Origin of the sequence: Psychromonas aquatilis (genome assembly GCF_038155185.1) — a bacterium.
In the GTDB taxonomy this organism is placed as follows: Bacteria; Pseudomonadota; Gammaproteobacteria; order Enterobacterales; family Psychromonadaceae; genus Psychromonas; species Psychromonas aquatilis.
Window position 1 is genome coordinate 14518 of record NZ_JBAKAZ010000032.1, and the last position, 24359, is coordinate 38876.

The following is a 24359-nucleotide window of genomic DNA, read 5'->3' on the forward strand; positions in this document are numbered from 1 at the left end:
AGATCAATTAAAGTCATCGTTTAAGAAAAAAATAATCAGAGTAATGAGCATAAAAGCTATGCCCATTTGTATTCAATTACCTTTATTTAATATCAAGATTTGGATACTTATGTATTCGAACACGCCAACCTTTTAACCAATTTAATTCATTTTTAGGGGCATTTTTCACACGGCGGGTCAGAATTTCATCGGCTGCTAACGCAAAACTTAATAGACTATTCGACGTTTTTTCTGGCATCGCTAATAAAACTTGCTTCAAGCCCCAACCGTAGCCCTGATACTGTTCTTTAGCAGAGACCCCCTCGCCTTTAAAATTGATATAATCTAACAAAACAAATATACCTTCAGGCGTTGTAATCAAGGTGTCTAAATTACGCTTAATAATCACTTGTTGTTCTTCATTACTAGCTTCTAAAATAGCCGGGATCCCTTTTTCAAGGCGTTGGGTGATAAATTCCGCTTGCAGACTAGTTGTTTTTGCTAATAGGTCTCTTAATTCAGTTAATTCGGCTTGATCAAATTGTTGATAAAATGCTTCTCGGCTTTTCCAAGGCGCCGTTTTCGCATTTTGTAACCATGATGGAATTTGAACTCCATTTTCACTTAAAAAAGCAATCATGGTAGGAAACTGCTCTATGTAAGGCCCTTTATCTTCTGTTGGATACCATATGAAATGGCCTATACCCATTGAAGGAAAAGCTTCATTTTTATTCCAAACAGTGAGAAATTGCTTCTTACCAGCGCCTTCATTTTTCCAAATTAAGCTTGCTAAAGTAGCCGTTTGACTTTTTGTTAATTGAATATCATAGGGTTGTGCAGCAACAGTGTTTAATGTGCCTAGATAACTACAACCAAGAACCAATAACGAAATAAGAGTACGTGACATAACTTTCCTAGTCATTAGCACAATAAACACAAGCACTAAGGCATAACCTTTCTAGGTTTTGCGTATATATAGTTTTATTTGTTGCTTATTGTACTGATTGTTCATATAAATAAAATTTATTATTCTCTGCCTGGCAGCTTTTTCCAAGTCACAGTATCACGAAGGTAGACTGGGGTCGCTAATTCAGGCTCGACAGCTTCACCTTGACTAATAAATTGTGCAGCGGCAGAAAGCATAAAAGATGAGTTTGGATACAAAATCTCAGATAAAACAGATGTACCTGAAAAGTGTGCTAATAACTCAGGATAGGCTTGCCAACCAGTGCCAACTAGAATGCTGTTTTCGAAGATTGTTTGTTGTTGCTCAATAAGCAACTCAGGTTTAATAACAACTTCGATACCTTGTAGGCTCATTTGCCCATCAACATTAATATAGTGTGCAAAGTAGATTTCCCCCATACGTGCATCTATTGCCGCATAAACACTTTCACAGGTTGGGTTTTCTTGTAAAGCTTGTTGTGCCATTGCTTGTAATGTAGAGACGCCAACCATCTTAAGATCTAAACCAAAAGCAAGACCTTGAGCAATACTGATTCCAATACGCACGCCTGTAAAGCTGCCTGGTCCACGACCATAAGCAATATAATCGAGGTCTGATAATGTTAAACCAGCTTCTTTAACGACATCGTCTACAGTCGGTAAGATTTTTTGAGTATGCTCTCTTGGCGCTAGCATGAATCGGTGGTGTATATTTTGTTGCTTAGTTATCAGTGCAACAGAACAAGCTTCCGTTGAAGAATCGATGCATAAAATATTTAACGTAGATGACATATGTGTGCCTATATGAAAATGGTAGTAAAAGTTATTTATTCTGTTTTTTATTCTATTAGAGACAAAAAGTTAATGGCTTTATCTAAATCTCTGGTTCTGGGCATGCAAGGTAAACTATTCAGAAAGAGATTGCCATATTTACGACTGACTAATCGTGTATCACAAATTATAAGCACACCTTTGTCTTGCTCTGCACGAATCAAACGCCCTACACCTTGTTTTAAGGTGATAACCGCTTGTGGCAATTGCACATCAAAGAAAGGATCCCCGCCTTTTAACTCAGCATCTTCCATTCTTGCTTTTAGCAATGGCTCTTCTGGTGAAGTGAACGGTATTTTATCAATGATCACACATGATAAGGTTTGCCCTCGGACATCAACCCCCTCCCAAAAACTACCAGTCGCCACTAATAAAGAGTTACCATGCTTTATAAATTCGTCTAGTAAAGTTTGTTTACTTTTTTCACCTTGTAATAAAACCGGTAAAGTTAATGCTTCTCTAAACCCTTCGGCAAGCTGGTTCATCATCGAGTGACTGGTACAAAGGAAAAAACAACGCCCTTTACTGGCTTGAATCACTGGTGCTAATCTATTCACTAAGGCTTTAGCCAAACCTGGTGTGCCCGGCTCAGGTAATAAGCGTGGTACAACAAACAAACTCTGCGCTGCATAATTAAAGGGACTAGATAATTGTAAACAAGTGGCTTGGTTAAGCCCTAATAAATGAGTAAAGTGTTTAAATTCACCTTTTACAGATAAGGTGGCAGAAGTAAAAACCCACGCAGCTTTTTTCTTATCACATTCATTTTGAAAACGCGTTGCCACACTTAAAGGGGTTATATTGAGTGAAAAATGTTGCTTTGTGCAGTCATACCAGTAACTAAAGCCACTTTCTTGTGCGCTTGTTAATCTTTCAAATAATAAACTGTATTGGGTTATTTTTTCAAAACAATGATCAAGGACTTCACTTTTCCCTAAGCGCTCAGTGATCACTTGCTTTAAGAAGTTCATCACTTGTCTAAGTCGTGTAATATGCAATTGCATAGCCCGGTCTTTAGACCTTTCTCGCCAACTGCCACTGCCTTTTTCCATTGCAAATGCCAACCTAAAGTCCAAAGAAGCAGCTCTTAGTTGTTCTGCCGCTTTAGCCATTTGCTTAGCTTCTTTTAATTCCGTTCGATATACAAAGTCTATCTCTTTAGCTAATTCAGTCAGTTGCTTACTAGATAAGAGCTCACCGAAATATTGACTGGCGATATCAGGTAATTGGTGTGCTTCATCAAAGATATAAGTATCCGCATCAGGTATCAATTTACCAAAACCCGTTTCTTTAACCGCCAAATCTGCAAAAAATAGATGATGATTAATCACAATCACATCGGCTTCCATTGCTTTATTACGAGCTTTAACAATGAAGCAGCCGTCATAACTTGGGCACTCTCGCCCTAAGCAATTATCATTAGTACTGGTAATTGAAGGAATGATCATGGCATCTTCTGGTAGGTTATCGACCTCCGCAATATCACCGGTATTAGTACTAAGAGACCAATCTTTAATAGCAACAAGTTCACTGTGCATATTAGGTTGTTTAAATCGTGTTTCTAACATAAAACGATTTAACCGCTCACTGCACAAATAATTAGTTCGCCCTTTTAACAGTGTGCTATGCCCAGTGAAGTTAGTTGCTTTTAAAAGCAAAGGCAAATCTTTAAGGTAAAGTTGCTCTTGTAAGGCTTTACTACCGGTTGAAATAATCAGTTTTTGACCAGCACTTTTATCTAGATTTAATAAGGAGGGCGCTAAGTATGCAAAGGTTTTACCTGTGCCGGTTTCAGCTTCTACCACTAACGAAGATTTTTCTTTTATTGCGAGATCAATAGCAGTTGCCATTTCAATTTGTGCATCGCGTGCTCTAAAATGAGGTAAAATGTTAGCAAGCGCACCCGTTGGTGAGAAAAAAGAAGCTATCAAGGCAAAAAACTCTACTAGAAAAAAATGAAACTATAATACGTTATTTTATTGATATTGCCACAGAGCAAACAAGGTTGTTATGAATCATAAGACTAAGCAATGTATATTATCTGGCAATTTAGCTATTGAATTACAAACCATTGAAAAAATGACCGAAATATATTGTTTAGCGCATCATGGTCAGGCCCTGTGTAATAGTTGTACAGACTTTATTAGCCACGCGCAGCAAAAACTTGATAGATGCGTTTACGGTCAAGATAAACCTGCTTGTAAACACTGCCCAATTCACTGCTATAAACCGTATTATAAACAGCAGGCACAAACTATTATGCGTTATGCAGGCCCGAGAATGATTTTTAAACACCCTATTCTAACGATTCGACATCTTATAAAGGATAGAAAACAGTTTCCTGAACGCATCCCTAACGGTTTATCTAATTATCAGCAAAGAAAACATAAATAATACCAACCAGTAAAATTAATTGATCAGTTTCAATCAATCCCTAAAACACATATTTTGCACCTTCGAGATCTTCGCTTAGATAGCTACTCACCCATTTATTTACGCTAAGTATACTCACTTACAGAAACCTTGCTCTGACTTTGGGGCGGTGGGCGAATTAAGCATCAACTTAGTATTATGCGCGGAGAAGCTCTGCGGCTCCTTTTTTAGCCACCTCGAAAGGGTTATGAATAAAAGAATGACTTCACTAGTTACTTTTTGTCATTTTTCTCTATGGAATTTTGTTTTGGTTTTTTATTTTGATGCAAGCAGGGAGACTAAAGTCACCGCCCCGAAGTAAACGTCAATACTACTCCGCTTAGATAGTTACTCACCCACTTATTTACGCTAGGTCTAACTGAGCAGTTTGGGTTCGTGAATGGCCGTTTTGAAAATGTGCTAACGCCATCAAACGCATTTTCATTTGTAATGAAATTTGCTTACGGGCAAGTAGTTTAAAATCGATTTTTTTATATGCTCCATCTTGAGTCACTTTAATCGTAATAGACAAATCAATTAGATCCTATTTTTACTTAGATTGGCATAGTAGTAACTTGGTCGTACAAACACTTTGAGTGATTACTGCAGTTATTTTTACCTCATTATTAGCCGTTATCTATCAATACTGAGAATAAAATGGCCACTAAAATCAAAATCATATTTGAATTTACAAGTAGAATCTTTACAATACAGCCAATTATTAAAGGGGTTAAAATGAATCGTAAAAAGAAAATTAACAGCATATTGAAAAAACGTATGAAAAAAATCAATGCTAAATTAGCCCCAGACAGTAAACCGAAATACGTTTCAAAAGCTGAAAGAGCAAAAATGGCAGAGCAACAAGATGCACAAACCACTATTAATCCAACTGATTAATATTATTAATGTAAATTAGTTATTGTTTATGCTATTTAGCTCTTATAAATTTATAAATAATGTTTCACTTTTAACGCTGAGGTTGATAGTCTTAGTGACAATTAATTTAAAGAGTTTTAAAAACCATGATAAAAATCATTCTGAAAGCACACCATCATCATTTAACTTAATCTTTCAGGATTTTCTGGAAGAGATGTACTGTGCTTCCAATGGTTACCCAAATATAAACCCTCGGAAGTAAAACTCCCGAGGGTTTTTTAGTTTTGAATGTAAGGAAATAAATCAAATGCCAGAACAACGTTTAAGAATTGCGATACAAAAGAAAGGTCGTTTAAGTGATGACACAGTTAAATTATTAAAAGCTTGTGGAGTTAAAGTTAACTTAAACACACAACGTTTAATTGCACACAGCGAAAACATGCCAATCGATATTCTTCGCGTGCGCGATGACGATATTCCTGGTTTAGTGATGGATGGTGTCGTTGACCTTGGTTTTATTGGACAAAACGTGCTTGAAGAAGAAAGCATGATGCGTAAAGTTGCGAATGAACCGACCTCACATAAAGTTGTTAAAGAGTTAGCATTTGGTGATTGTCGTTTTTCTATCGCAGTAGATAACGATTTTGATTACCAAGGTGTTCAGTCATTAGCGAACCTACGTATCGCAACAACTTATGTACATATCCTGAAACGTTTTATGGAAGAAGCAAACGTACCATATACTTCATGTATGCTAACGGGTTCAGTTGAAGTTGCTCCACGTGCTGGATTAGCTGATGCAATCTGTGATTTAGTATCAACAGGTGCAACACTTGAAGCAAATGGCTTGAAAGAAGTAGAAGTTATTTACCGCTCTACTGCTGTACTAATGCAACGTGATGAACCACTAACAGGCGAAAAACAAGAACTTGTTGATCGAATTCTAACCCGTATCGACGGTGTACAAACGGCTAAAGAGTCTAAATACATCATGTTGAATGCACCAAAATCAAACCTGAAAGCAATTTCAGATTTATTACCAGGTTCTGATTTACCAACGGTAATGGAGCTAGCAGGTAGTACGGATCACGTTGCATTACACGTAGTAAGTAAAGAAAACCTATTCTGGGAAACGATGGAGCAATTAAAAGCACTTGGTGCAAGCTCAATTCTAGTATTACCTATTGAAAAAATGATGGAGTAGCCCAAACTATGGGAATGCAAACAGTCGATTGGAAACAATTATCGCCAGAACAACAGTCTAACTTGTTATCACGCCCAGCAATGGCAGATTCTGCAGGGTTGTCGACTACGGTGACTGATATCATCGATAATATTCGTCAAAATGGCGATCAAGCACTGCTTGATTACACAAAGCGTTTTGACAAGCTTGAAAGTGACAATTTTACATTAACAGCATCTGATATTGAGCAAGCAACTGACCGTCTTGGTAGTGATATCAAAAGTGCAATTAAAGTGGCTTATGAGCAAGTTGTTAAGTTTCATAAAGCGCAAGAAATGGATGTTATCCGTGTAGAAACAATGCCGGGTGTTGTGTGTGAGTTACATACACAAGCAATTGAATCCGTTGGTTTGTATATCCCTGGTGGCAGTGCCCCACTCCCATCAACAGTTATTATGACAGGCGCACCTGCACAAATTGCAGGTTGTTCTCGATTAGTATTATGTTCGCCACCGCCTTTAGCTGATGAAATCCTGTATGCTGCTTCGCTTTGTGGTGTCACTGAGATTTATTCAGTTGGTGGTGCGCAAGCGATTGCTGCTTTAGCTTATGGCACAGAAACGATTAAAGCTGTTGATAAAATATTTGGCCCTGGTAATTCATTTGTAACTGAAGCTAAACGCCAAGTGAGTAATGATTTTGCTGGTGCTGCTATTGATATGCCTGCCGGACCTTCTGAAGTATTAGTGATTGCTGATGAAAATGCAGATCCTGCGTTTATCGCTTCAGACTTACTATCGCAAGCTGAGCATGGTCATGACTCTCAGACTATCCTAGTAACACCGAGTGAAGCAGTCGCTGCGCAAACGGCACAAGAGATAGAAAAACAATTAGCGGTATTAGAGCGCCGTGAAATTGCTGAAAAAGCCATTGCTAATAGTGTCAGTATCGTCTGTGAAGATATTCAGCAAGCAGTAGAAATTTCTAACCGTTATGCGCCTGAACATTTAATTGTTCAAACAGATAAACCACGCGAATTGCAACCTGCGCTGAAGAATGCTGGTTCTATATTTTTAGGCGCTTGGACACCTGAATCCGTTGGTGATTACGCAAGTGGCACTAATCACGTATTACCGACATACGGTTACACCAAAACCTATTCGAGCCTAAGTTTAGCTGATTTTGTTAAACGCTATACAGTTCAAGAGTTAACGCAACAAGGTTTACGTAATCTTGCGCCAGCGGTAACTTGTTTAGCAGCTGCTGAAGGATTAACTGCGCATAAACGTGCCGTTACCATTCGTATGGATAAGTTAAACCAACAAAAATAAGTATAATAATAGCGATATACCATTGCCTGAATAGTGTATTCAGGCTTTAGTTAGGGAAACACCGATGAGCACGATTCAAACACTAGCTAGAAAAACTGTCCAAGCATTAACACCTTACCTATCAGCTCGCCGTATCGGTGGCCGTGGGGATGTGTGGTTAAATGCAAATGAAGCACCTGACTGTAGTCAATATCAGCTTGATTCATCACACCTTCATCGTTATCCAGAATTTCAACCTCCGCAAATGATTAATGCTTATGCTGCCTATGTCAATCTTCAACAGGATCAAGTATTAACAACGCGTGGTGCGGATGAAAGTATTGAAATATTAATCAGAACTTTTTGTGAGTCAGAAGTCGATAGCATTTTAATCTGCCCTCCTACTTACGGTATGTATGCTATTAGTGCTGAGACATGTGGTGTTGGTATCAAAGAAGTTGCTTTGCAAGATAACTTTGATGTTAATTACCAAGCTGTAGAAGAAGCCGTATTAGCCTCACAGGGTAAAATTAAGGTCGTATTTTTATGCGCGCCTAATAACCCAACGGGCAACATGTTAGATAAAGCAAAACTTGCTAAATTACTAACCGCTACTGAAGGTAAAGCCTTAATTGTTGCAGATGAAGCTTATATTGAGTTTTGCCCTGAATTCACATTAACAAAGCTGATTGACCAACATGAAAACTTTGTTATCACGCGAACGCTTTCTAAAGCATTTGCTTTGGCATCTATTCGTTGTGGTTTTACACTTGCACAAAAATCTGTAATTGAAATGATGGCTAAGGTTATTGCACCCTATCCTGTATCAGGGCCGGTAGCGCAAATTGCTGAGCAAGCTTTATCTGCGCAAGGTTTAGAAATAATGCGAGATCGCGTTGCTGTGTTGAATAATAACCGTCAAGTATTAAGTAAAGCCTTACTTGAACTTGATTGTGTTGTTGAAGTTTTTCCAACAACAGGTAACTTTGTCTTAGCACGCTTTAAAGATTCAGCGCTGGTATTCAAAGCATTTGCAGATGATGGCATCATCATGCGCGACTTTGCCAATAAACCACGCTTAGAAAATTGTATACGCATTACTATTGGCAATAGTGATGAAATGAAAAGAACATTAACCACTTTAAACTCACTGTAGGGAAACAAAATGAGCACACAAAAATTTCTATTCATCGATCGTGATGGTACTTTAATCGATGAACCTATTAGTGATAAACAAGTCGATAGCTTAGAAAAATTAGTTTTCGAACCGTATGTTATTCCAAGTTTATTAGCACTCCAGGATGCCGGTTTTATTTTAGTGATCGTTTCTAATCAAGACGGCTTAGGAACTGAAAGCTACCCACAAAGTGATTTTGATATTCCACAAAATAAAATGATGGATATATTTGCTTCACAAGGTGTTAAATTTGAATCAACACTGCTGTGTCCGCACTTTCCAGAAGACAATTGTAATTGTCGTAAACCACACCTAGGTATGGTTAAAGAGTATTTACAATCTGGACGCATCGATCATAAAAACTCTTATGTGATTGGTGACCGCCAAACTGATATTGGCCTAGCAGAAAACATGGCAATAACTGGTATTCTTTACAATAAAGAAACCAATGGCTGGAAAGATATCGTTCACCAATTAACATCTCGCGGTCGTACTGCTTCTGTTACTCGTACAACAAAAGAAACTGACATTAATGTTTTTGTTGATTTAGATAAAACCGGTGAGAACAAAATTGATACAGGTATGGGCTTCTTTGACCACATGCTAGATCAAATTGCTACTCACGGTGGTTTCCAAATGAATGTCAGCGTTAAAGGCGACTTGCATATAGACGATCATCACAGTGTAGAAGATACTGCGCTTGCACTAGGCGATGCATTGGATAAAGCATTAGGTGATAAACGTGGTATTGGTCGTTTTGGTTTTGTTTTACCAATGGATGAAACAAAAGCGAGTTGTACTTTAGATTTATCTGGCCGCCCTTTCCTTAAATTTAAAGCTGATTTTCCACGTGAATTGGTTGGAACAATGTCAACTGAAATGGTTGAACATTTCTTCTATTCATTATCACAGGCGATGCGCGCCACTCTACATTTAGAAGTAGAAAATGGTAATGCTCATCACATGGTTGAAGGTTTATTCAAAACCTTTGGTCGTACTTTACGCCAAAGTATCCAAGTTATCGGTACTGATCTTCCATCAAGTAAAGGTGTTTTATGATAGTAATTATTGATACTGGCTGTGCCAACTTATCATCTGTTCGCTTCGCTATTGAGCGTTTAGGTTATGATGTTATCGTCAGTAAAGACCCTGACGTATTACAGAAAGCTGATAAATTGTTTTTACCTGGTGTAGGAACAGCTAAAGAAGCGATGAATAATCTTATTAATAGAGAACTTGTTGATGAGATTAAAAAACTGACACAGCCTGTATTAGGTATTTGTTTAGGTATGCAGATGCTTGCTGAAGGCAGTGAAGAAGGTTTTGGTGATGAAGCTGTTATTAAAACATTAGGCTTGGTTGATGGTAACGTTGAAGAGATGGATGTTAGTCCATTACGTTCTCCACACATGGGGTGGAACCAAATCACCCCTAAATTAGACGAACCTTTATTTAAAGATATTCCTGCAGGCAGTTATTTTTATTTTGTACATAGCTACGCATTACCTGTTAATGAGAATACGATTGCGAGTTGTGATTATGGTACGCCTTTTACAGCAGCAGTTAACAAAGGTAATTTTTACGGTGTGCAATTTCATCCAGAGCGCTCTGGTAAAGCTGGCGCACAATTAATCAAAAACTTTTTGGAGCTTTAACATGATCATTCCAGCATTAGACCTTATCGACGGAAAGGTAGTTCGTTTATACCAAGGTGATTACGAGCTAAAAACCGTTTATAGCGATGATCCACAAAGTTTATACACTATCTATAATGAGCAAGGTGCAAATTGGTTACACCTAGTTGATCTAGATGGTGCGAAGGATATTACTAAGCGTCAACTATCAGTGATAGAAAGCCTAATAAAAAACACACCGGCAAAAGTACAAGTCGGCGGTGGCGTACGTACTGAAGAAGATGTAAAAGGTCTTTTAGATACTGGTGCACACCGTGTTGTTATTGGTTCAACAGCCGTTAAACAACCAGAAATGGTTGCCGGTTGGATGGAAAAATACGGTCCTGAACATATTGTATTAGCCTTAGACATTAATATTGATGCACAGGGTAATAAAATTGTTGCTGTATCTGGTTGGCAAGAAGACAGTGGTCAAACGATTGAATCTTTATTAGAGATTTACATGAAAGTTGGCCTTAAACATGTGCTGTGTACTGATATTTCAAAAGATGGCACATTAACAGGCTCAAATGTCAGCTTATATAAAGAGATGGTTGAAGCTTTCCCTTCTGTGAACTGGCAAGCATCTGGTGGTATTGGTTCATTGGACGATATTGCTGATGTAGCACGCTCTGGTGCACAAGGTATGATAGTAGGTCGTGCTTTACTGGAAGGTAAGTTTACTGTCGCTGAGTCAATTGAATGTTGGAATAACGCTAAATAAATGACTTAGATTCAACTACCGTGCTGCCACGGTAGTTGATATTGCTATTAATCGCTTGAAGGTAATACCCAATCTTTACGTGCAAAGTGGCATGTATACCCCTCTGGCAAACGCTGTAAATAATCTTGATGTTCAGGCTCAGCTTCCCAGAAATCCCCTACTGGTTCAACTTCAGTCACTACTTTACCAGGCCATAAACCAGAATTATCGACATCTTTAATGGTTTTTTGAGCAACGCCTAATTGTTCTTCCGATGTGTAATAGATTGCAGAGCGGTAAGACGCACCTAAATCATTACCTTGTCTTAATTCCGTTGATGGATCGTGAATTTGAAAAAAGAACTCAAGAATTTTACGAAAGTTAATCACTTCATTATCAAAGATAATTTCGATACATTCAGCATGGTTTCCATGATTACGATAGGTTGCATTTTCAACTTCGCCGCCAGAATATCCAACACGAGTAGATTTAACACCTTCTAAGTTACGAATCAGATCCTGCATTCCCCAGAAACATCCGCCCGCTAATACTGCTCTTTCTTCACTCATTATTTATTCCTATAAAACTTAATGATAAGCAACTGAGTATAAAGTAAATAATCCTGTTTTCAATTCTTAGTATTAGACTTTATATCAATTTATCAACCAATAACCCTGTTAGCTATTTTCTCGCGACAAGGTGTACAGTGCTGATTGATCTTTCTAAAAATGCACCTTCACAATAAGCAAAATAGTATAACCATAATCTTTTAAATTCTTGATCATAACCAAATTGAGTCAATTCATTCCAGTTAGCTAAAAAAGCCTGTCTCCAATCTGCCAATGTTTTTGCATAATCAAGACCGATATCTTGTAAATGTTCTATCACAAGATCTGTGTTATGAGTAATTTGCTCACTGAGTACATTTACTGAAGGTAAGAAACCGCCTGGGAAAATATACTTTTGAATAAAATCGACGTTGTTTTTATAATGTTCAAAACGTTGATCAGCAATGGTAATCGATTGAATTAATAACTTACCGCCAGGCTTTAGCCGAGCATTACATTGTTCGAAGAAACTTGGAAGGAATTCGTATCCAACCGCTTCAATCATTTCTATCGATACAACTTTGTCAAAGCTACCGGTTAATTCCCGATAGTCTTTTTTAAGAAGTGTAATCTTGTCTTGTAGATCTAAACCATTGACTTTTTCTTGAGCGTATTCATATTGTGCATCTGAAATTGTTGTTGTAGTGACTTTACAACCATAACGTTGTGCAGCATAAATCGCGAGACCGCCCCAACCTGTGCCTATTTCTAATAAATGGTCAGTACTTTTTAGAGATAAACGTTCACAAATAGTCTGCAGTTTATATAACTGAGCGTATTCCAAAGAGGTTGTCGGTGATGGATAAATAGCAGAGGAATACATCATCTTCGGATCTAAAAAGCGCGTATATAACTCATTACCGAGATCATAATGCGCCAGAATATTTCGTTTTGAACCTAATTGTGTATTACGGTTATGCTTATGAAATAATTTATTTTTTATTGTATTGTATAAAGACTTTTTTGAGTCTAATTGATCTGTTTGTTGTTGCGCTTTTGCAAAAATACGGATCACATTAGTCAAATTAGGGCTGCTCCACTTACCTGCAATAAAGGCCTCTGCCACCCCAATACTTCCCCCTTTCACAAAGTCACGATACACGCTTAAATCGTGTATTTGAATTTTTCCTTCAATTAAATCAGGATTATCAGTTTGTGGTTGGCTTGGGAAGATATGATGTTGGGTTGACTCAACAACTTCTAATTTTCCATAAGTTAATTTTGATAACACAGAATGCACTAGATTACGGCAACGTTTATCAAACCAGCTACTGGTATTATTTAACGCAACATTTTGTATTTCTTCCATTTTATTCTCCAAAGAATTCCATGATTTAACTAATTTTTTGATAACCGATAAATGGTACTTTCTTTAAAAATAACCTTAAAGCATGCCAATAAATGCTGATCACTATTTTCCCTGTCATAACAGGAATCTTTACCCAGGACTTAAATAGGTTTTTCTTATTAAATGCTTTTTTTCTTAATACTAAACCAGCTTCAAATACTTTTTCATATTCATCTGAAAGTTTATTTTTTTGCTGATTTTGTATCTTAACTAATAATTTATCTGTTTCTTTTTCAGGAGCATTAATATGCCAGATATAGTTCATATTAATGTCCATGAATGGCGAAACTTGGAAAACTTTTTTAGTCACTAAATCAGTATTTTTTTCTTTTAAATCAACTAAATAATAATGTCTTTCATTCCAAGGTGTGTTACTTACCTCTGCCAACATTTGTGTACAATTATCAGCATTATCATAACAAAAGTAGAAGTTCACCGGACTGAAGTACAAGCCAAAACACCTTACCTGCACTAACATTAAAGTGCGCTCAATATCAGCGTGACCACCTAATGAGATTACTTTGTCTTTTATACGTTGTGACAATAACTTAGGTTCACTTTTAATATAATCTTTTTGAACAAAACGCAAAGGGTGATACCAGGAAAAACCAAAAACACCTTGGCTTTCTTGGCTTTTCTCTACCTCTGCAACATCAAGTGCAAGCATAAATAAGCTCGAATCAAAACGATGCTTTTTAGGAGTAAAGCGATTATGGATGACCTTACCGGTATAAATAGCGGAACCTTGGTAAGGCTGTTTTGATGCTGATTCTATTGATAATTGCATAACTTTCTTCACTTCTTAAATGCATCAAGGTAACAATCAAAGCGTTGTGCTACTTCAACAGCACTTCTTACGCCATCTTCATGGAAGCCGTTGTGCCAATATGCGCCTGCAAAGTGTGTATGATTTTTACCACAAATTTGATAGCGTTGATTCTTAGCATCAATCGATTCAGTCGAGAATATTGGGTGATAATAAGTGAACTCCCGTAAAATAGTCTCGGGTTTAATTGATTGTTTTTGGTTTAACGTAACACAGAATGTATGTTCACTTTTTATACCTTGCAGGATATTCATATTATAAGTAACACTAGCAGGTTTATCTCTGTCATCACTTAATTGATAATTCCAACTCGCCCAAGCGGCTTTTCTATTTGGTAATAAACGGGTATCTGTATGTAAAATAATTGAATTTTTACTGTATGGCATGCGCGATAAAATAGCTTGTTCTTGCTTACTAGGATCCTGAAGTAATGCCAAGGCTTGATCTGAATGACAGGCAATCACAATTTCATCAAATTCACGCGCTTGTGAATCTTTGAAGTTAATTTGAACTTTTCCTTTGTTACGGGTGATATTTTTAATATTGGCATTCACCTCTATCTTATCTTTAAAAGGTTCACATAAAGGAGCAAGATAACTACGAGAACCGTTAGGAACTACGTACCATTGCGGTCTATTTTTAATGTTTAAAAGACCATGGTTTTGAAAAAACTGAACAAAAAACCTAAATTCAAACTCTTCCATTTGTGTCAATGAGCTTGACCAAATAGCCGCACCCATCGGTAATATGTAATGTTCAGCAAAAAAAGTATTGAAATGATTGTCGGTTAAAAATTGCCCTAAGGTTAATCCCGGTGTATACACATTGTTTTGATATATCTGTTTACACATTTTATTGAAGCGAATAATTTCTTTAATTAACTTCCAGAAATGTGGTTTGAAGATATTACGCTTTTGCGCAAACAATGTATTTAACGTGTGTCCATTATATTCCAAGCCAGTTTTACAATTATGAACAGAAAAACTCATTTCTGTTGCTTGTTTACCGATATTTATTTCATCTAATAAGGCTAAATAGTTTGGGTAGGTTCTATCATTAAAAACAATAAAGCCGGTATCAATGGCGTATTTTTTTCCAGATTTTTCGATATCAACTGTAGCAGTATGCCCACCGATAATAGGCTCTTTTTCAAATACGGTAACTTTGTGCTTTTTAGACAATAAATAAGTCGCTGTTAGACCTGACACACCAGACCCGATAATTGCAATATTTTTCATTAATGTTGTTCCTTAATCACTATTTTTTGCCAAATACAGTCCGGAAGATATGAAAATAATTTGAGTAATAAAGTTAATCTTTTTGGAAAGTGAGCATATTTTTTACCTTTCTTCACCGCATCAATGATCCGACTAGCAGCTTCATCACTGGTTAAAAGAAACGGCATGTTAAAATCATTTTTATCGGTTAAAGGTGTTTTGATAAATCCTGGATGGACAAGTGTCACAGCAATGTTTTCTTTTTTTAAATCAAGTCGTAAACTATTAGCTAAATAGTCTAAACCAGCTTTAGAGGCTCCATAAGCTTCACTTCTTGGGAAAGGCATTAATGTTGCGCTGGAACTAACTATCACTACTTGCCCACCTTTTTTTACCTTAGGCAGTAAATATTGTAATAACCAACCAACAGAGACTAAATTAGTATTAATCACATCATTAAATAGTTCACCGTCAAACTGCTTAGCGTCATCAATATAACGACAATTACCTGCATTCAAGATAAGCATATCTAATGTTTGTATTTGCTCGGCAATATCTTTTACTTGTTGCTTATCTGTTATATCAAAACGGCAAGTCTGTGCAGCCAGATGTGACAGTTTATCTAGTTCAGTTTGGTTTCGACCACAGGCAATCACAGCATCACCTTGTGCACTAAACTGTTTAAATAAAGCATTGCCAATGCCAGAAGTCGCACCAGTGATAAGTACTTGTTTTACTTGCTTACTGTCGTAATTTTTTTGTTTTTCTATCATTTAGAAGCCCTCGCTTTAATGCAAGTGATTAATTTACCTATTACTGGAATTTGCTCATATAGCATGGCACCTAAATCTAAATAATCACGGTGTGAAATCACCTTCTCACCATTCGATATAAGTTTAGAGCTGCCTTCAATAATCACTTCTTTACCGTGATTAAGTTTGTTGTGTTGATAAGCCATTGTCCAATAAAGCGCTGCTTGCTGATCATCATGTATCACATTATCGATTTTAAAATGACAATAACTAAGGTTGGTATATAAGCTATCAAAGTATTTTCCGAGTGCATCAATGCCTTGCAATTCATGCATAGGATCTTGAAAATGGATATCTGAATCGTAAATAGAGTTTAACAGTGAGAGGTTATCTGTGCCTAATTTCTCATAAACACGGATAAAGTTAGCTAGCCAATCGGGTAATTGGCTAGTATTTGGTTGATTTAAAGTATGTTGTTGACTCATCTTGTATCCCATCCTTCAGATATTATTTCTACCTGACGATTAATACTGTGAGAGTTAACCGTCTTATTTATAAAATGCCAATGCATCCAACCTTGCTTGTTTATGTTCAACAATAGCAGGCCAATATACCGATAACCTATTTTCCTTAATATACTTGTGAGGAAAGTGTATTTGCTTATCCGGTAACTTGCTTAGTTCTGGTATATATTTACGGATGAATGTACCTTTAGGATCAAATCTTTCGCTTTGAGTAATCGGATTAAATATTCTGAAATAAGGTTGAGCATCACAGCCTGTACTAGAAGCCCACTGCCAGCCACCATTATTTGAAGCTAGGTCGCCATCAATAAGATGCTGCATAAAATATTTTTCACCTAAACGCCAATCTATGAGCAGGTGTTTAGTTAAAAAACTAGCAACGACCATTCGCAACCGGTTATGCATCCAGCCAGTTTCATTCAGCTGTCGCATTGCAGCATCAACGAGCGGGTAGCCAGTTCTTCCTTCACACCACGCAGTAAATAATTTTTCATCATAATGCCATTTAACACCTTGATATTTATCATTAAAACAGTAGCTTTTAGATAAACGAGGCTGATCAAATAGTAAGTGGCGATAAAATTCGCGCCAAATTATCTCATTTAGCCAAGTAAACTCATCACTATCACTTGAGATCAAGATATCAGGAAACTTATCCAACAATGTTTTCAACACATAAACTGGACTTAACGCACCAATCGCTAAGTAGGGAGATATACCACTGGTCCCTTTTACTGAAGGAATGTCTCTAACATTTTTATAGTTTTTAACTTTTAGTTTATAGAATAGCGGTAACACTTTTTCTGTTACCTCATAAACCAAAGGCCATTTCTCAGAGCTATTATCGATTGAGACAGCTAATGCATCACCTGATACTTGCTCCAATAACGATTTTTCATTTAATTGATGTTGATTAGTCCAAGGAGCCCCTAAATATTGGTAACCATTATCACGCACATATTTCACCCATGCGCGTTTAAACGGTGTAAATACTTTATACATGTGACCCGTTTGCGTGACAATCTTCCCTTTTGGAACAATCACATCAGATTCAAAAAGCGTTAACGGAATATCGACCTCTAGACACTGTTTGTCACGTTGCTGTTCGTTATATTCGAGTTCACTATTAGCGTACACATCAGTTACTTGATTATTAACACAGTATTCTTTCAAGTAACTCACTTGCGCCTCAAAATCATCGACCTCAACAATATGCAAGGTAATATTTTTAATCGCTAACTCAGCTGCTAAAGCTTTTAAATGACGTTTAATAAAGTCAATTTTAATAGTTGCCCAATCATGATTTCGCCATTGTTTTTCTGAGATAAAATAGATTGCATTGGCTTTCTGTTTAGGGTCAAGTTGTTGATAAAAGTAATGCAGAGCTGGATTGTCATTGGTTCTTAAATCATTTCTAAACCAAAGGAGTGGGCTGTTAGAAGACACTATAAGTTCCTTACTTTCTAATAAGATAACGTCATTCGTAATGAATGACGTTATAAATAGTCTTGGTATTATGAGGGAGGATAAAGATTAGCTTTAACAATATTAATAAGCGTATCTTAACCTTAAGCTATCAGGATACGGGGAAAGATAAGACTGCCCTTTCAAATACTCTTTGGGATATTGCATTAAATAATGATTGATTAAGGTTAAAGGAGCAATCAAAGGTAATAAACCTAATCGGTAACCATCAATTTGCTCACACAACTCTTTACGCTGCTCTGCGGTGAGGTGTTTAGAAAAATAACCTTGAATATGAGTCAATGTATTAACATGGTTTTTACGCGTCGCTTGAATTTTAAGTGCATCCATTAGACCGCTTATATACTGCTCAGCCTTTTCAGCTAAAGGTATATCTACATCAGCAAGTAACTGCCCTAGTTTTTTGTAAGCAACCAAGTTATGACTCATTACAGTATATTTATAATGACTATGGAAAGTTGTTAGCTTATGAATAGTTAACCCTGATTCGCTGACTTTTTGCCAATGTTTATAAGCGTAAATACGTGCAACAAAGTTTTCTCTAATATGCATGTCATTTAAGCGGCCATTCTCTTCACAAGGCAATAATGGATTTGCTTCCATAATTTCCTTTGCATAAGCACCAACACCATCAGACGTTAATGAGTTGCCTTCAGGAGTATAGATTTTAACACGCTCCATGCCACAGCTTGGACTTTTCGCACAAAAAACATAACCACTTAAATGTTTAGTCTGTTCAGCAATACTTTTACCATACTGCTTTAGTTCTTCAGTAACATCACCAGAGCCATCTGGTCTCGCAACATGAATTAGGTCATCTTTTTTGATTTGACGAATGGTTGGCCTTGGTATCGGTAAACCAATCGCGACTTCTGGACAATATGGTTCATACTCAACATGATCAGAAAGCTCATCAATACAAAAACGTGATGGTTTATTACTCGAATCAAATCGCACTTTCTGGCCGATTAGGCAAGAACTAATACCAATTTTTATCTCTTCCTTGTTAACCGAAAAAATCATCATTTACTCCATTAACTTAATATATAAAATTACCAATTGGGTTTAATAGTTTATTAATACCATGCGTAAAATGTAAAGCATCGTTAGCCACAGTATAACATAAACAACCGTTCACAGAGATTGGCGAGTGAGTATGCTCACCGTTTAACATAATGAAGTCACCTTTTGTATACTCGCCTTGGTCATCACTAAATGAACCGTCTAACAACACAGTTAGTTCAAAACCTTTGTGTGTATGCGATGGCACACCACCACCTGGATTAATATGTAATAAATTTGTGTGTATCTCATTTTCATCTAACTTAATACGCGAACGAGATAGCTTACCAATATTTGCTGAATAACCGATATCAACATTACTTAATGCTGTTGGTAACTCAAAAGTGTCACCTCTAAAAGTAACATTTCTTGGCGCAACTTCAATGACTTCGTCATATTGATCTGAAGCCGTTATCTCCTGCATCATTAATTCAAAAATATCATCAACAACTTCATCGTTAGTATCAATTTCATTTACCGAGACATCTGTTTCAGCTTCAAAAGCTTGTTCAGCAACTTGCTCTGTTAATAATGCGATGGTTTTTTGACATTCTGCACATAACTCTGCATGTATGCTGACACCGATAGCCAGCGATGCTGGTAGTTCGCCATTAACGTAAGATTGCAGTAATTCGAATGTAGGATGATGTTTAATCATTATCTTCTCCTAATTGGACTTTCAATTTAGCTAACGCTAATCGAAGTCTAGATTTAATCGTACCGAGAGGAAGATTTAGATGTGTTGCAAGTTGTTCTTGTGACATTTCTAGTAAATAAAAACCTTTTAAAACATCTTTTTGTGCATCAGGTAATGTTTCTATGACGCGTAAAAGCTGTTTGCTTTGTAAATGATCTTCAAAGGTATCTTCTTCATTTTGAACACTTTCGACCATTGGCCAAATATCATCGCTCAAGTTATCTTCTCTATTGCTCTGAATTTTTCGCAAGTGATCGAAAGTGATATTTCTCATAATGGTATAAATCCAAGTGGTCGCAGCCCCTTTTGAAGCATCAAATAAATGCGCTTTACGCCACACATTGTTCATGGTGTCTTGCACAACTTCATTTGCTTGACATTCATTAGGGAACTTACTCTTGGCAATACGTTGTATTTTAGGTGAGAAGAATTTGAACAGGTGTGTAAACGAGACTTTACATCGTTTATCTGCAACTGCTTGAAGCCATTCACTAAGTTGTTTGTGATCTATTTCTTTATTCATAGTGATAGGTTTAACATGGCTATGATTTATTGGCAATTTACTTTGTGTTGTGGCCATAATTAATTCTCAATATTGGACTCTGAGTACTAATACGTGAGCATAGTTTAAAAAGATCACTTATTTTGTAAAAAAACTTAACATTAAAAGATAACCGAATGTACTAACTGCTTTGCCTCAGAATAAGTTGAATCATCAATAAATCTACTTTTGGTATTATAATCAATCGGTAATAATTCTAGCCATCTAGAAACAACCCAGTAAGGGTTATCACTCAAATTGTTCTGATAAAGGCTTTTCAATAAGGCATGCTTTTCTATAACATCATTCAATGAATCTGTTAATTCAGCCGATGCGTTGGATGACTGATTTGTTGACCAATGCTCAAAGGTATGCGCTTCTGCGAAAGTTAATTTGCTGTCATCGCTATAAGTACTAGTAATCTTTACTAAGGCTTTACATTGGATATCTATTTCTAAAACACCGTGGCTATCTTGATTAAAGTTGATAATTTCAACCCAACTGCCCCAATGAAAACCGTTATTTTCTTTGCAAAGAATAAACCCGCCTAACTGACTTGATAAACTCACCATGGTTAAATATTTTGGCTCAAAAATTCTAAGTCGCGTAATTCCTCCTGGTAAAAGAAATACGCTTAATGGAAAGATTGGCAGGTTAATTTTTTTATGACTCATTAATTTACCTTTGTCGTTAGTGAGTTTATAAAGTGTTATACGAGACAAGTGACAATAAAGTTCATCGATTATTGAAGTCAAGACAGGTGTTTAATGGTAATTGCTTATCAAAAAATATCGTCACGTTCGCTACATTGACAGAAAGCTTAGAAATACTTGTTTTATTAACAATCCGATACTCATCTATTTGATACATCCAATCATCCATTGCCACTTCATAAGTGGTGTCATCGACGGGTAGTTTTAATGTGTATTGGAGATTAAATGCCATTCCTTGCTGCTGGCCAATTGCACTTCCCACGACATCTTCAGCGGTGCCAGTGAAATGATTAGGTGTAGTCTCAGTTAAATGCCAATTTCTATAACTTATCTCACCATCGTCAAAATAAAATTTTTCAACAAGTAAGCCTTTCTTATTTTCCCATTGGCCATCCAATTCCACACAAAACTTTCTTGTCACTTTATCATTTAGATTTTGTATTACTCCCCAAGCGATCAGTTTGCCATCAAAATAAGATTGCAGGTCAAAGTTGTTATCGCTGTCTTCATATTGATCAACATTCACCGAGCAACTCGCTAAAAATGAACTTGAAAGTAGTAAGCACATTGCTGATTTATTCATTAGATTCCCCTAGAAGTTGTTTTCTAATATTAGGTTCAGTAGTTTCATTTGAAAGCCAGATACTCATAAATACTTGTGCAAACTGAGTGTCGTTTATCTGCCCTATAAAAGTATTGTTATAATAAAAACCGCTATAGCTGCCCTTCGCCACTAAAGTGAGACTGTCACCTTTGTTTATATCAGGCCAGATACTTTTTAATTGTGACAAGTACGTTGTGTATTGTTGTTTGTTCAACCCAATTTTCTGCCATTGATTTTCTGTTTCATCGACTAGATCCGCAGCTTTAATATTTCGCAGATATTGTATTTTATAAAGTAAGTCCTGATTTTCATCAAAAGAAAACTTCCCTGAAGGAGTCGATAAATAACTCTCGTAAATATCCCATAATAGATAAGAAAAAGTAGCGTTTCCAACCATCTTAAAATCGGTTTTTGTTACCTCATTGGTTAAAGTTTTTTGCCATACAGGTGGTTGTGCAACCTCTTTAGCCACTGCATTCCCTAAAAAAATAGCTATAGCTATAACAATACCGATGACCTTATTCATTTATTTCTCCTTACAATTTAAAAATATTTTTAATGAAAAAAACAGATAAAAAAGACCAGCCCAGATAACAGCCAACAGGCTGTAAGTCATTACCATTGAATAGGAGAAATTAACTGCACCTAATTTATGACCTGCAATATAACTTAGTGGCGACACTAAGCCTCCTATCAACAGTTGCATCACCCTGCTGTTATCTAAAAAGCGTAGGCTATGGCATAAAGTACAAGCAAAACTTGCCCATAAAACGACTAACCATAAAGGTGTGAAATGTGTGTTATCGAATTGAAATACATGTAGAAAAGTGAGAATGTTATCAATACTGCTACCTAATACAGTGACCAACAACACCAGTCTCATTTCATATTTAAAATGAGATAACTTGATTAAATGAACACAGATTAGAAAAATTGCAATGGGGATAAAGCAATTACCCCAGTATACTAAGCCAAACCAAACTAAGTTAAATCCAAGCATATTAATTAACATCAATGTATTCCTTATAAATTCCTTTAATAGGAGATAATACGTCGATGAAAGGATTTAGATCTTAATTGATCACAAATTCTTTGTGTTATAGCTCTACAAAAGCAAAGTATTTTTATTTTTGTTAAAAAACATTAAATAAAAATGTTATTTAATAACAGATAAGCCCTACAAACCATTGCTGATTGAATATATAATAAAATATAATCAATCAATAATATTTACAGTCACTTATGCTTATAGCCAATACACATTGTATAATTTATAAGCCAATCAATTCAGGGCCTGCAAAAATGTTAAATCAATCCAATCAATTATTCATGAGGTCTTATGTTAGCTAAACGTATAATCCCTTGTTTAGATGTTAAAGACGGACAAGTCGTTAAAGGTGTACAATTTCGGAATCATGAAATTGTTGGTGATATCGTGCCTTTAGCAAAGCGCTATGCAGAAGAAGGTGCAGATGAGCTAGTATTTTATGATATTACAGCCAGCTCAGATGCTCGCGTAGTCGATAAAAGTTGGGTAAGTCGTGTTGCTGAAGTTATCGACATTCCATTTTGTGTCGCTGGCGGTATAAAAACTGAAGAAGACGCGCGTCGTATTTTAGAATTTGGTGCTGATAAAGTATCAATTAATAGCCCTGCGTTAGCCGACCCAAGTTTAATCAATCGATTAGCTGAAAAGTTTGGTACACAATGTATTGTTATTGGTATCGATTCATATTTTGATGAAGAGACCGGACAGCATCAGGTTAAGCAATTTACTGGTAACGAGCACGCAACAGTTACCACTAAATGGAATACGTTTGATTGGATTAAAGAAGTTCAATCGCGCGGCGCAGGTGAAATTGTTTTAAATGTAATGAATCAAGATGGCGTTCGTTGTGGTTATGATATTGACCAGTTAAGCCAAGCACGTGCAATTTGTAATGTACCTTTAATCGCTTCTGGCGGTGCAGGTGAAATGGTGCATTTTGCTGATGTGTTTAACAAAGCAGACGTTGATGGAGCCCTAGCAGCCAGTGTGTTCCATAAACAAATAATAAATATAGGTGAGCTTAAATCTTACCTAAAAACAGAAAAGGTAGAGATCAGATTATGAGCTTGATGAAAGAAGAACAACTAAAAGCATTAGATTGGGCAAAAGTAGATAACTTAATGCCTGTAGTCGTTCAAAACAGAACGTCTGGAAAAGTATTAATGCTAGGTTACGTTAATGAAGAATCACTAGCCGCTACCCTAGAGTCTGGAAAAATGACTTTTTTCAGCCGTACTAAGCAGCGCTTATGGTGTAAAGGTGAAACATCAGGCAACTTCTTAAATGTAGTAGAAATTTGTTCTGATTGTGACAACGATACGCTATTAGCAATCGTAGATCCTATTGGTCCAACGTGTCATCTTGGTACAGAAACTTGCTTTAAAGGTGAATTAGACCCTGCATTAAGCTTCCTTTCTGACTTAGAAGAAGTCATCAAAAGCCGTAAAGGTGCAGATCCTAAAAGCAGTTATACTGCCAGCTTATATGCACGTGGCACAAAACGTATCTCTCAAAAAGTCGGTGAAGAAGGTGTTGAGGTTGCTTTAGCCGCAATGGCGCAAGATATGGATGAATTAACTTGTGAAAGTGCTGATCTTATCTACCACTTGACTGTTTTATTACAAAATGAAGGCTTATCTTTAGCAGATGTTGCTAATAAACTAAAAGAGCGCCACACTAAATAATAAAGTTTATTATTTAAAAATTAAAACCCTTTAATAGTAAAGCTATTAAAGGGTTTTTTATATCTACTCCCTAGTCAATAAAGGCACTTCTATTAACTAGGTTTATATAATACCAATCACACTAATTAACTGATCTATTTTACTTGCTAAAATAACTTAT

At 36.5% G+C, this 24359-nt stretch carries 28 protein-coding genes and 1 other annotated feature; of the genes, 10 read left to right on the forward strand and 18 right to left on the reverse strand.

The window, feature by feature from the left end:
- Positions 1-82: 82 nt before the first annotated feature.
- From V6256_RS09475 to yoaA, 3 genes are all read right to left on the reverse strand, one after another.
- The gene (locus V6256_RS09475; protein ID WP_341597970.1) at positions 83-886 is read right to left on the reverse strand and encodes a hypothetical protein; all 804 of its coding nucleotides are present in this window, start codon (positions 884-886) and stop codon (positions 83-85) included.
- 119 nt (positions 887-1005) lie between these two features.
- On the reverse strand, positions 1006-1716 hold the full coding sequence (gene tsaB, locus V6256_RS09480; protein WP_341597971.1) for a tRNA (adenosine(37)-N6)-threonylcarbamoyltransferase complex dimerization subunit type 1 TsaB: 711 nt from the start codon (positions 1714-1716) through the stop codon (positions 1006-1008).
- 47 nt (positions 1717-1763) lie between these two features.
- Positions 1764-3686 carry a DNA repair helicase YoaA gene (gene yoaA, locus V6256_RS09485; protein ID WP_341597972.1) on the reverse strand — a complete coding sequence of 641 codons (1923 nt, stop codon included), beginning with the start codon at positions 3684-3686 and terminating at the stop codon, positions 1764-1766.
- A gap of 79 nt (positions 3687-3765) precedes the next feature.
- Between yoaA and V6256_RS09490 the strand changes: the two genes are divergently transcribed.
- Entirely contained in the window at positions 3766-4149 is a 384-nt protein-coding gene (locus V6256_RS09490; protein WP_341597973.1) for a nitrous oxide-stimulated promoter family protein, read from the forward strand.
- 382 nt (positions 4150-4531) lie between these two features.
- Here V6256_RS09490 and V6256_RS09495 read toward each other — a convergent pair whose 3' ends face one another.
- Positions 4532-4699 carry a hypothetical protein gene (locus tag V6256_RS09495; RefSeq protein WP_341597974.1) on the reverse strand — a complete coding sequence of 56 codons (168 nt, stop codon included), beginning with the start codon at positions 4697-4699 and terminating at the stop codon, positions 4532-4534.
- 203 nt (positions 4700-4902) lie between these two features.
- Between V6256_RS09495 and V6256_RS09500 the strand changes: the two genes are divergently transcribed.
- The 7 genes from V6256_RS09500 (at position 4903) to hisA (ending at position 11110) form a co-directional block, all read left to right on the forward strand.
- The gene (locus tag V6256_RS09500; RefSeq protein WP_341597975.1) at positions 4903-5064 is read left to right on the forward strand and encodes a DUF2986 domain-containing protein; all 162 of its coding nucleotides are present in this window, start codon (positions 4903-4905) and stop codon (positions 5062-5064) included.
- A 148-nt stretch (positions 5065-5212) separates the two neighbouring features.
- Positions 5213-5326, forward strand: a sequence feature (His leader region).
- Between the two features lie 24 nt (positions 5327-5350).
- Positions 5351-6247, forward strand: a complete 897-nt coding sequence (gene hisG / locus V6256_RS09505) for an ATP phosphoribosyltransferase (protein WP_341597976.1) — start codon at positions 5351-5353, stop codon at positions 6245-6247.
- A 14-nt stretch (positions 6248-6261) separates the two neighbouring features.
- The gene (hisD, locus tag V6256_RS09510; protein ID WP_341597997.1) at positions 6262-7557 is read left to right on the forward strand and encodes a histidinol dehydrogenase; all 1296 of its coding nucleotides are present in this window, start codon (positions 6262-6264) and stop codon (positions 7555-7557) included.
- 64 nt (positions 7558-7621) lie between these two features.
- Positions 7622-8692 (forward strand): histidinol-phosphate transaminase, encoded by a 1071-nt coding sequence (gene hisC / locus V6256_RS09515; protein WP_341597977.1) that lies wholly within the window; start codon positions 7622-7624, stop codon positions 8690-8692.
- A 9-nt stretch (positions 8693-8701) separates the two neighbouring features.
- Positions 8702-9772: a bifunctional histidinol-phosphatase/imidazoleglycerol-phosphate dehydratase HisB gene (hisB, locus tag V6256_RS09520; RefSeq protein WP_341597978.1), complete on the forward strand. Its 1071-nt coding sequence runs from the start codon at positions 8702-8704 to the stop codon at positions 9770-9772.
- Positions 9769-10368 carry an imidazole glycerol phosphate synthase subunit HisH gene (gene hisH / locus V6256_RS09525; protein WP_341597979.1) on the forward strand — a complete coding sequence of 200 codons (600 nt, stop codon included), beginning with the start codon at positions 9769-9771 and terminating at the stop codon, positions 10366-10368. Before hisB ends, hisH begins: the two co-directional genes overlap by 4 nt.
- 1 nt (position 10369) lies before the next feature.
- Positions 10370-11110: a 1-(5-phosphoribosyl)-5-[(5-phosphoribosylamino)methylideneamino]imidazole-4-carboxamide isomerase gene (gene hisA / locus V6256_RS09530; protein ID WP_341597980.1), complete on the forward strand. Its 741-nt coding sequence runs from the start codon at positions 10370-10372 to the stop codon at positions 11108-11110.
- A 47-nt stretch (positions 11111-11157) separates the two neighbouring features.
- On the opposite strand, the gene msrA is transcribed toward hisA, so the two are convergent.
- From msrA to V6256_RS09600, 14 genes are all read right to left on the reverse strand, one after another.
- Positions 11158-11658 carry a peptide-methionine (S)-S-oxide reductase MsrA gene (gene msrA / locus V6256_RS09535; RefSeq protein WP_341597981.1) on the reverse strand — a complete coding sequence of 167 codons (501 nt, stop codon included), beginning with the start codon at positions 11656-11658 and terminating at the stop codon, positions 11158-11160.
- A gap of 112 nt (positions 11659-11770) precedes the next feature.
- On the reverse strand, positions 11771-13006 hold the full coding sequence (locus V6256_RS09540) for a class I SAM-dependent methyltransferase (protein ID WP_341597982.1): 1236 nt from the start codon (positions 13004-13006) through the stop codon (positions 11771-11773).
- A 25-nt stretch (positions 13007-13031) separates the two neighbouring features.
- The gene (locus V6256_RS09545) at positions 13032-13832 is read right to left on the reverse strand and encodes a DUF1365 domain-containing protein (protein WP_341597983.1); all 801 of its coding nucleotides are present in this window, start codon (positions 13830-13832) and stop codon (positions 13032-13034) included.
- 8 nt (positions 13833-13840) lie between these two features.
- On the reverse strand, positions 13841-15109 hold the full coding sequence (locus V6256_RS09550) for an NAD(P)/FAD-dependent oxidoreductase (RefSeq protein ID WP_341597984.1): 1269 nt from the start codon (positions 15107-15109) through the stop codon (positions 13841-13843).
- Positions 15109-15861 (reverse strand): SDR family NAD(P)-dependent oxidoreductase, encoded by a 753-nt coding sequence (locus V6256_RS09555; protein ID WP_341597985.1) that lies wholly within the window; start codon positions 15859-15861, stop codon positions 15109-15111. Before V6256_RS09555 ends, V6256_RS09550 begins: the two co-directional genes overlap by 1 nt.
- The gene (locus V6256_RS09560) at positions 15858-16325 is read right to left on the reverse strand and encodes a nuclear transport factor 2 family protein (RefSeq protein ID WP_341597986.1); all 468 of its coding nucleotides are present in this window, start codon (positions 16323-16325) and stop codon (positions 15858-15860) included. Before V6256_RS09560 ends, V6256_RS09555 begins: the two co-directional genes overlap by 4 nt.
- A 63-nt stretch (positions 16326-16388) precedes the next feature.
- Positions 16389-17810, reverse strand: a complete 1422-nt coding sequence (gene phrB / locus V6256_RS09565; protein ID WP_341597987.1) for a deoxyribodipyrimidine photo-lyase — start codon at positions 17808-17810, stop codon at positions 16389-16391.
- Positions 17811-17912: 102 nt separating this feature from the next.
- Positions 17913-18872, reverse strand: coding sequence for a YbgA family protein (locus tag V6256_RS09570; RefSeq protein ID WP_341597998.1), 960 nt, complete (start codon positions 18870-18872; stop codon positions 17913-17915).
- A gap of 16 nt (positions 18873-18888) precedes the next feature.
- Positions 18889-19569 (reverse strand): ChrR family anti-sigma-E factor, encoded by a 681-nt coding sequence (locus tag V6256_RS09575; RefSeq protein ID WP_341597988.1) that lies wholly within the window; start codon positions 19567-19569, stop codon positions 18889-18891.
- A complete protein-coding gene (locus V6256_RS09580; RefSeq protein ID WP_341597989.1) occupies positions 19562-20188 on the reverse strand; it encodes a sigma-70 family RNA polymerase sigma factor in 627 nt (208 codons plus the stop codon). Before V6256_RS09580 ends, V6256_RS09575 begins: the two co-directional genes overlap by 8 nt.
- A gap of 83 nt (positions 20189-20271) precedes the next feature.
- The gene (locus tag V6256_RS09585; RefSeq protein WP_341597990.1) at positions 20272-20823 is read right to left on the reverse strand and encodes an LON peptidase substrate-binding domain-containing protein; all 552 of its coding nucleotides are present in this window, start codon (positions 20821-20823) and stop codon (positions 20272-20274) included.
- Between the two features lie 61 nt (positions 20824-20884).
- Positions 20885-21445 (reverse strand): DUF3833 family protein, encoded by a 561-nt coding sequence (locus tag V6256_RS09590; protein WP_341597991.1) that lies wholly within the window; start codon positions 21443-21445, stop codon positions 20885-20887.
- Positions 21438-21992 carry a chalcone isomerase family protein gene (locus V6256_RS09595; RefSeq protein WP_341597992.1) on the reverse strand — a complete coding sequence of 185 codons (555 nt, stop codon included), beginning with the start codon at positions 21990-21992 and terminating at the stop codon, positions 21438-21440. The genes V6256_RS09590 and V6256_RS09595 overlap by 8 nt, the downstream gene beginning before the upstream one ends.
- Entirely contained in the window at positions 21993-22478 is a 486-nt protein-coding gene (locus tag V6256_RS09600) for a DUF2878 domain-containing protein (protein WP_341597993.1), read from the reverse strand.
- 327 nt (positions 22479-22805) lie between these two features.
- Between V6256_RS09600 and hisF the strand changes: the two genes are divergently transcribed.
- Complete coding sequence (gene hisF, locus V6256_RS09605; RefSeq protein WP_341597994.1) at positions 22806-23579, forward strand: imidazole glycerol phosphate synthase subunit HisF; 774 nt, start codon at positions 22806-22808, stop codon at positions 23577-23579.
- On the forward strand, positions 23576-24199 hold the full coding sequence (gene hisIE / locus V6256_RS09610) for a bifunctional phosphoribosyl-AMP cyclohydrolase/phosphoribosyl-ATP diphosphatase HisIE (protein WP_341597995.1): 624 nt from the start codon (positions 23576-23578) through the stop codon (positions 24197-24199). Before hisF ends, hisIE begins: the two co-directional genes overlap by 4 nt.
- The last annotated feature ends 160 nt before the right edge of the window (positions 24200-24359 follow it).

Coding starts and splice junctions, on each gene's coding strand:
- V6256_RS09475 (WP_341597970.1), bottom strand. CDS start 886: ATGTCACGTACTCTTATTTCGTTATTGGTTCTTGGTTGTAGTTATCTA.
- tsaB (WP_341597971.1), bottom strand. CDS start 1,716: ATGTCATCTACGTTAAATATTTTATGCATCGATTCTTCAACGGAAGCT.
- V6256_RS09490 (WP_341597973.1), top strand. CDS start 3,766: ATGAATCATAAGACTAAGCAATGTATATTATCTGGCAATTTAGCTATT.
- V6256_RS09500 (WP_341597975.1), top strand. CDS start 4,903: ATGAATCGTAAAAAGAAAATTAACAGCATATTGAAAAAACGTATGAAA.
- hisG (WP_341597976.1), top strand. CDS start 5,351: ATGCCAGAACAACGTTTAAGAATTGCGATACAAAAGAAAGGTCGTTTA.
- hisD (WP_341597997.1), top strand. CDS start 6,262: ATGCAAACAGTCGATTGGAAACAATTATCGCCAGAACAACAGTCTAAC.
- hisC (WP_341597977.1), top strand. CDS start 7,622: ATGAGCACGATTCAAACACTAGCTAGAAAAACTGTCCAAGCATTAACA.
- hisB (WP_341597978.1), top strand. CDS start 8,702: ATGAGCACACAAAAATTTCTATTCATCGATCGTGATGGTACTTTAATC.
- hisH (WP_341597979.1), top strand. CDS start 9,769: ATGATAGTAATTATTGATACTGGCTGTGCCAACTTATCATCTGTTCGC.
- hisA (WP_341597980.1), top strand. CDS start 10,370: ATGATCATTCCAGCATTAGACCTTATCGACGGAAAGGTAGTTCGTTTA.
- msrA (WP_341597981.1), bottom strand. CDS start 11,658: ATGAGTGAAGAAAGAGCAGTATTAGCGGGCGGATGTTTCTGGGGAATG.
- V6256_RS09540 (WP_341597982.1), bottom strand. CDS start 13,006: ATGGAAGAAATACAAAATGTTGCGTTAAATAATACCAGTAGCTGGTTT.
- V6256_RS09545 (WP_341597983.1), bottom strand. CDS start 13,832: ATGCAATTATCAATAGAATCAGCATCAAAACAGCCTTACCAAGGTTCC.
- V6256_RS09550 (WP_341597984.1), bottom strand. CDS start 15,109: ATGAAAAATATTGCAATTATCGGGTCTGGTGTGTCAGGTCTAACAGCG.
- V6256_RS09555 (WP_341597985.1), bottom strand. CDS start 15,861: ATGATAGAAAAACAAAAAAATTACGACAGTAAGCAAGTAAAACAAGTA.
- V6256_RS09560 (WP_341597986.1), bottom strand. CDS start 16,325: ATGAGTCAACAACATACTTTAAATCAACCAAATACTAGCCAATTACCC.
- V6256_RS09570 (WP_341597998.1), bottom strand. CDS start 18,872: ATGATTTTTTCGGTTAACAAGGAAGAGATAAAAATTGGTATTAGTTCT.
- V6256_RS09575 (WP_341597988.1), bottom strand. CDS start 19,569: ATGATTAAACATCATCCTACATTCGAATTACTGCAATCTTACGTTAAT.
- V6256_RS09580 (WP_341597989.1), bottom strand. CDS start 20,188: ATGGCCACAACACAAAGTAAATTGCCAATAAATCATAGCCATGTTAAA.
- V6256_RS09585 (WP_341597990.1), bottom strand. CDS start 20,823: ATGAGTCATAAAAAAATTAACCTGCCAATCTTTCCATTAAGCGTATTT.
- V6256_RS09590 (WP_341597991.1), bottom strand. CDS start 21,445: ATGAATAAATCAGCAATGTGCTTACTACTTTCAAGTTCATTTTTAGCG.
- V6256_RS09595 (WP_341597992.1), bottom strand. CDS start 21,992: ATGAATAAGGTCATCGGTATTGTTATAGCTATAGCTATTTTTTTAGGG.
- V6256_RS09600 (WP_341597993.1), bottom strand. CDS start 22,478: ATGTTAATTAATATGCTTGGATTTAACTTAGTTTGGTTTGGCTTAGTA.
- hisF (WP_341597994.1), top strand. CDS start 22,806: ATGTTAGCTAAACGTATAATCCCTTGTTTAGATGTTAAAGACGGACAA.
- hisIE (WP_341597995.1), top strand. CDS start 23,576: ATGAGCTTGATGAAAGAAGAACAACTAAAAGCATTAGATTGGGCAAAA.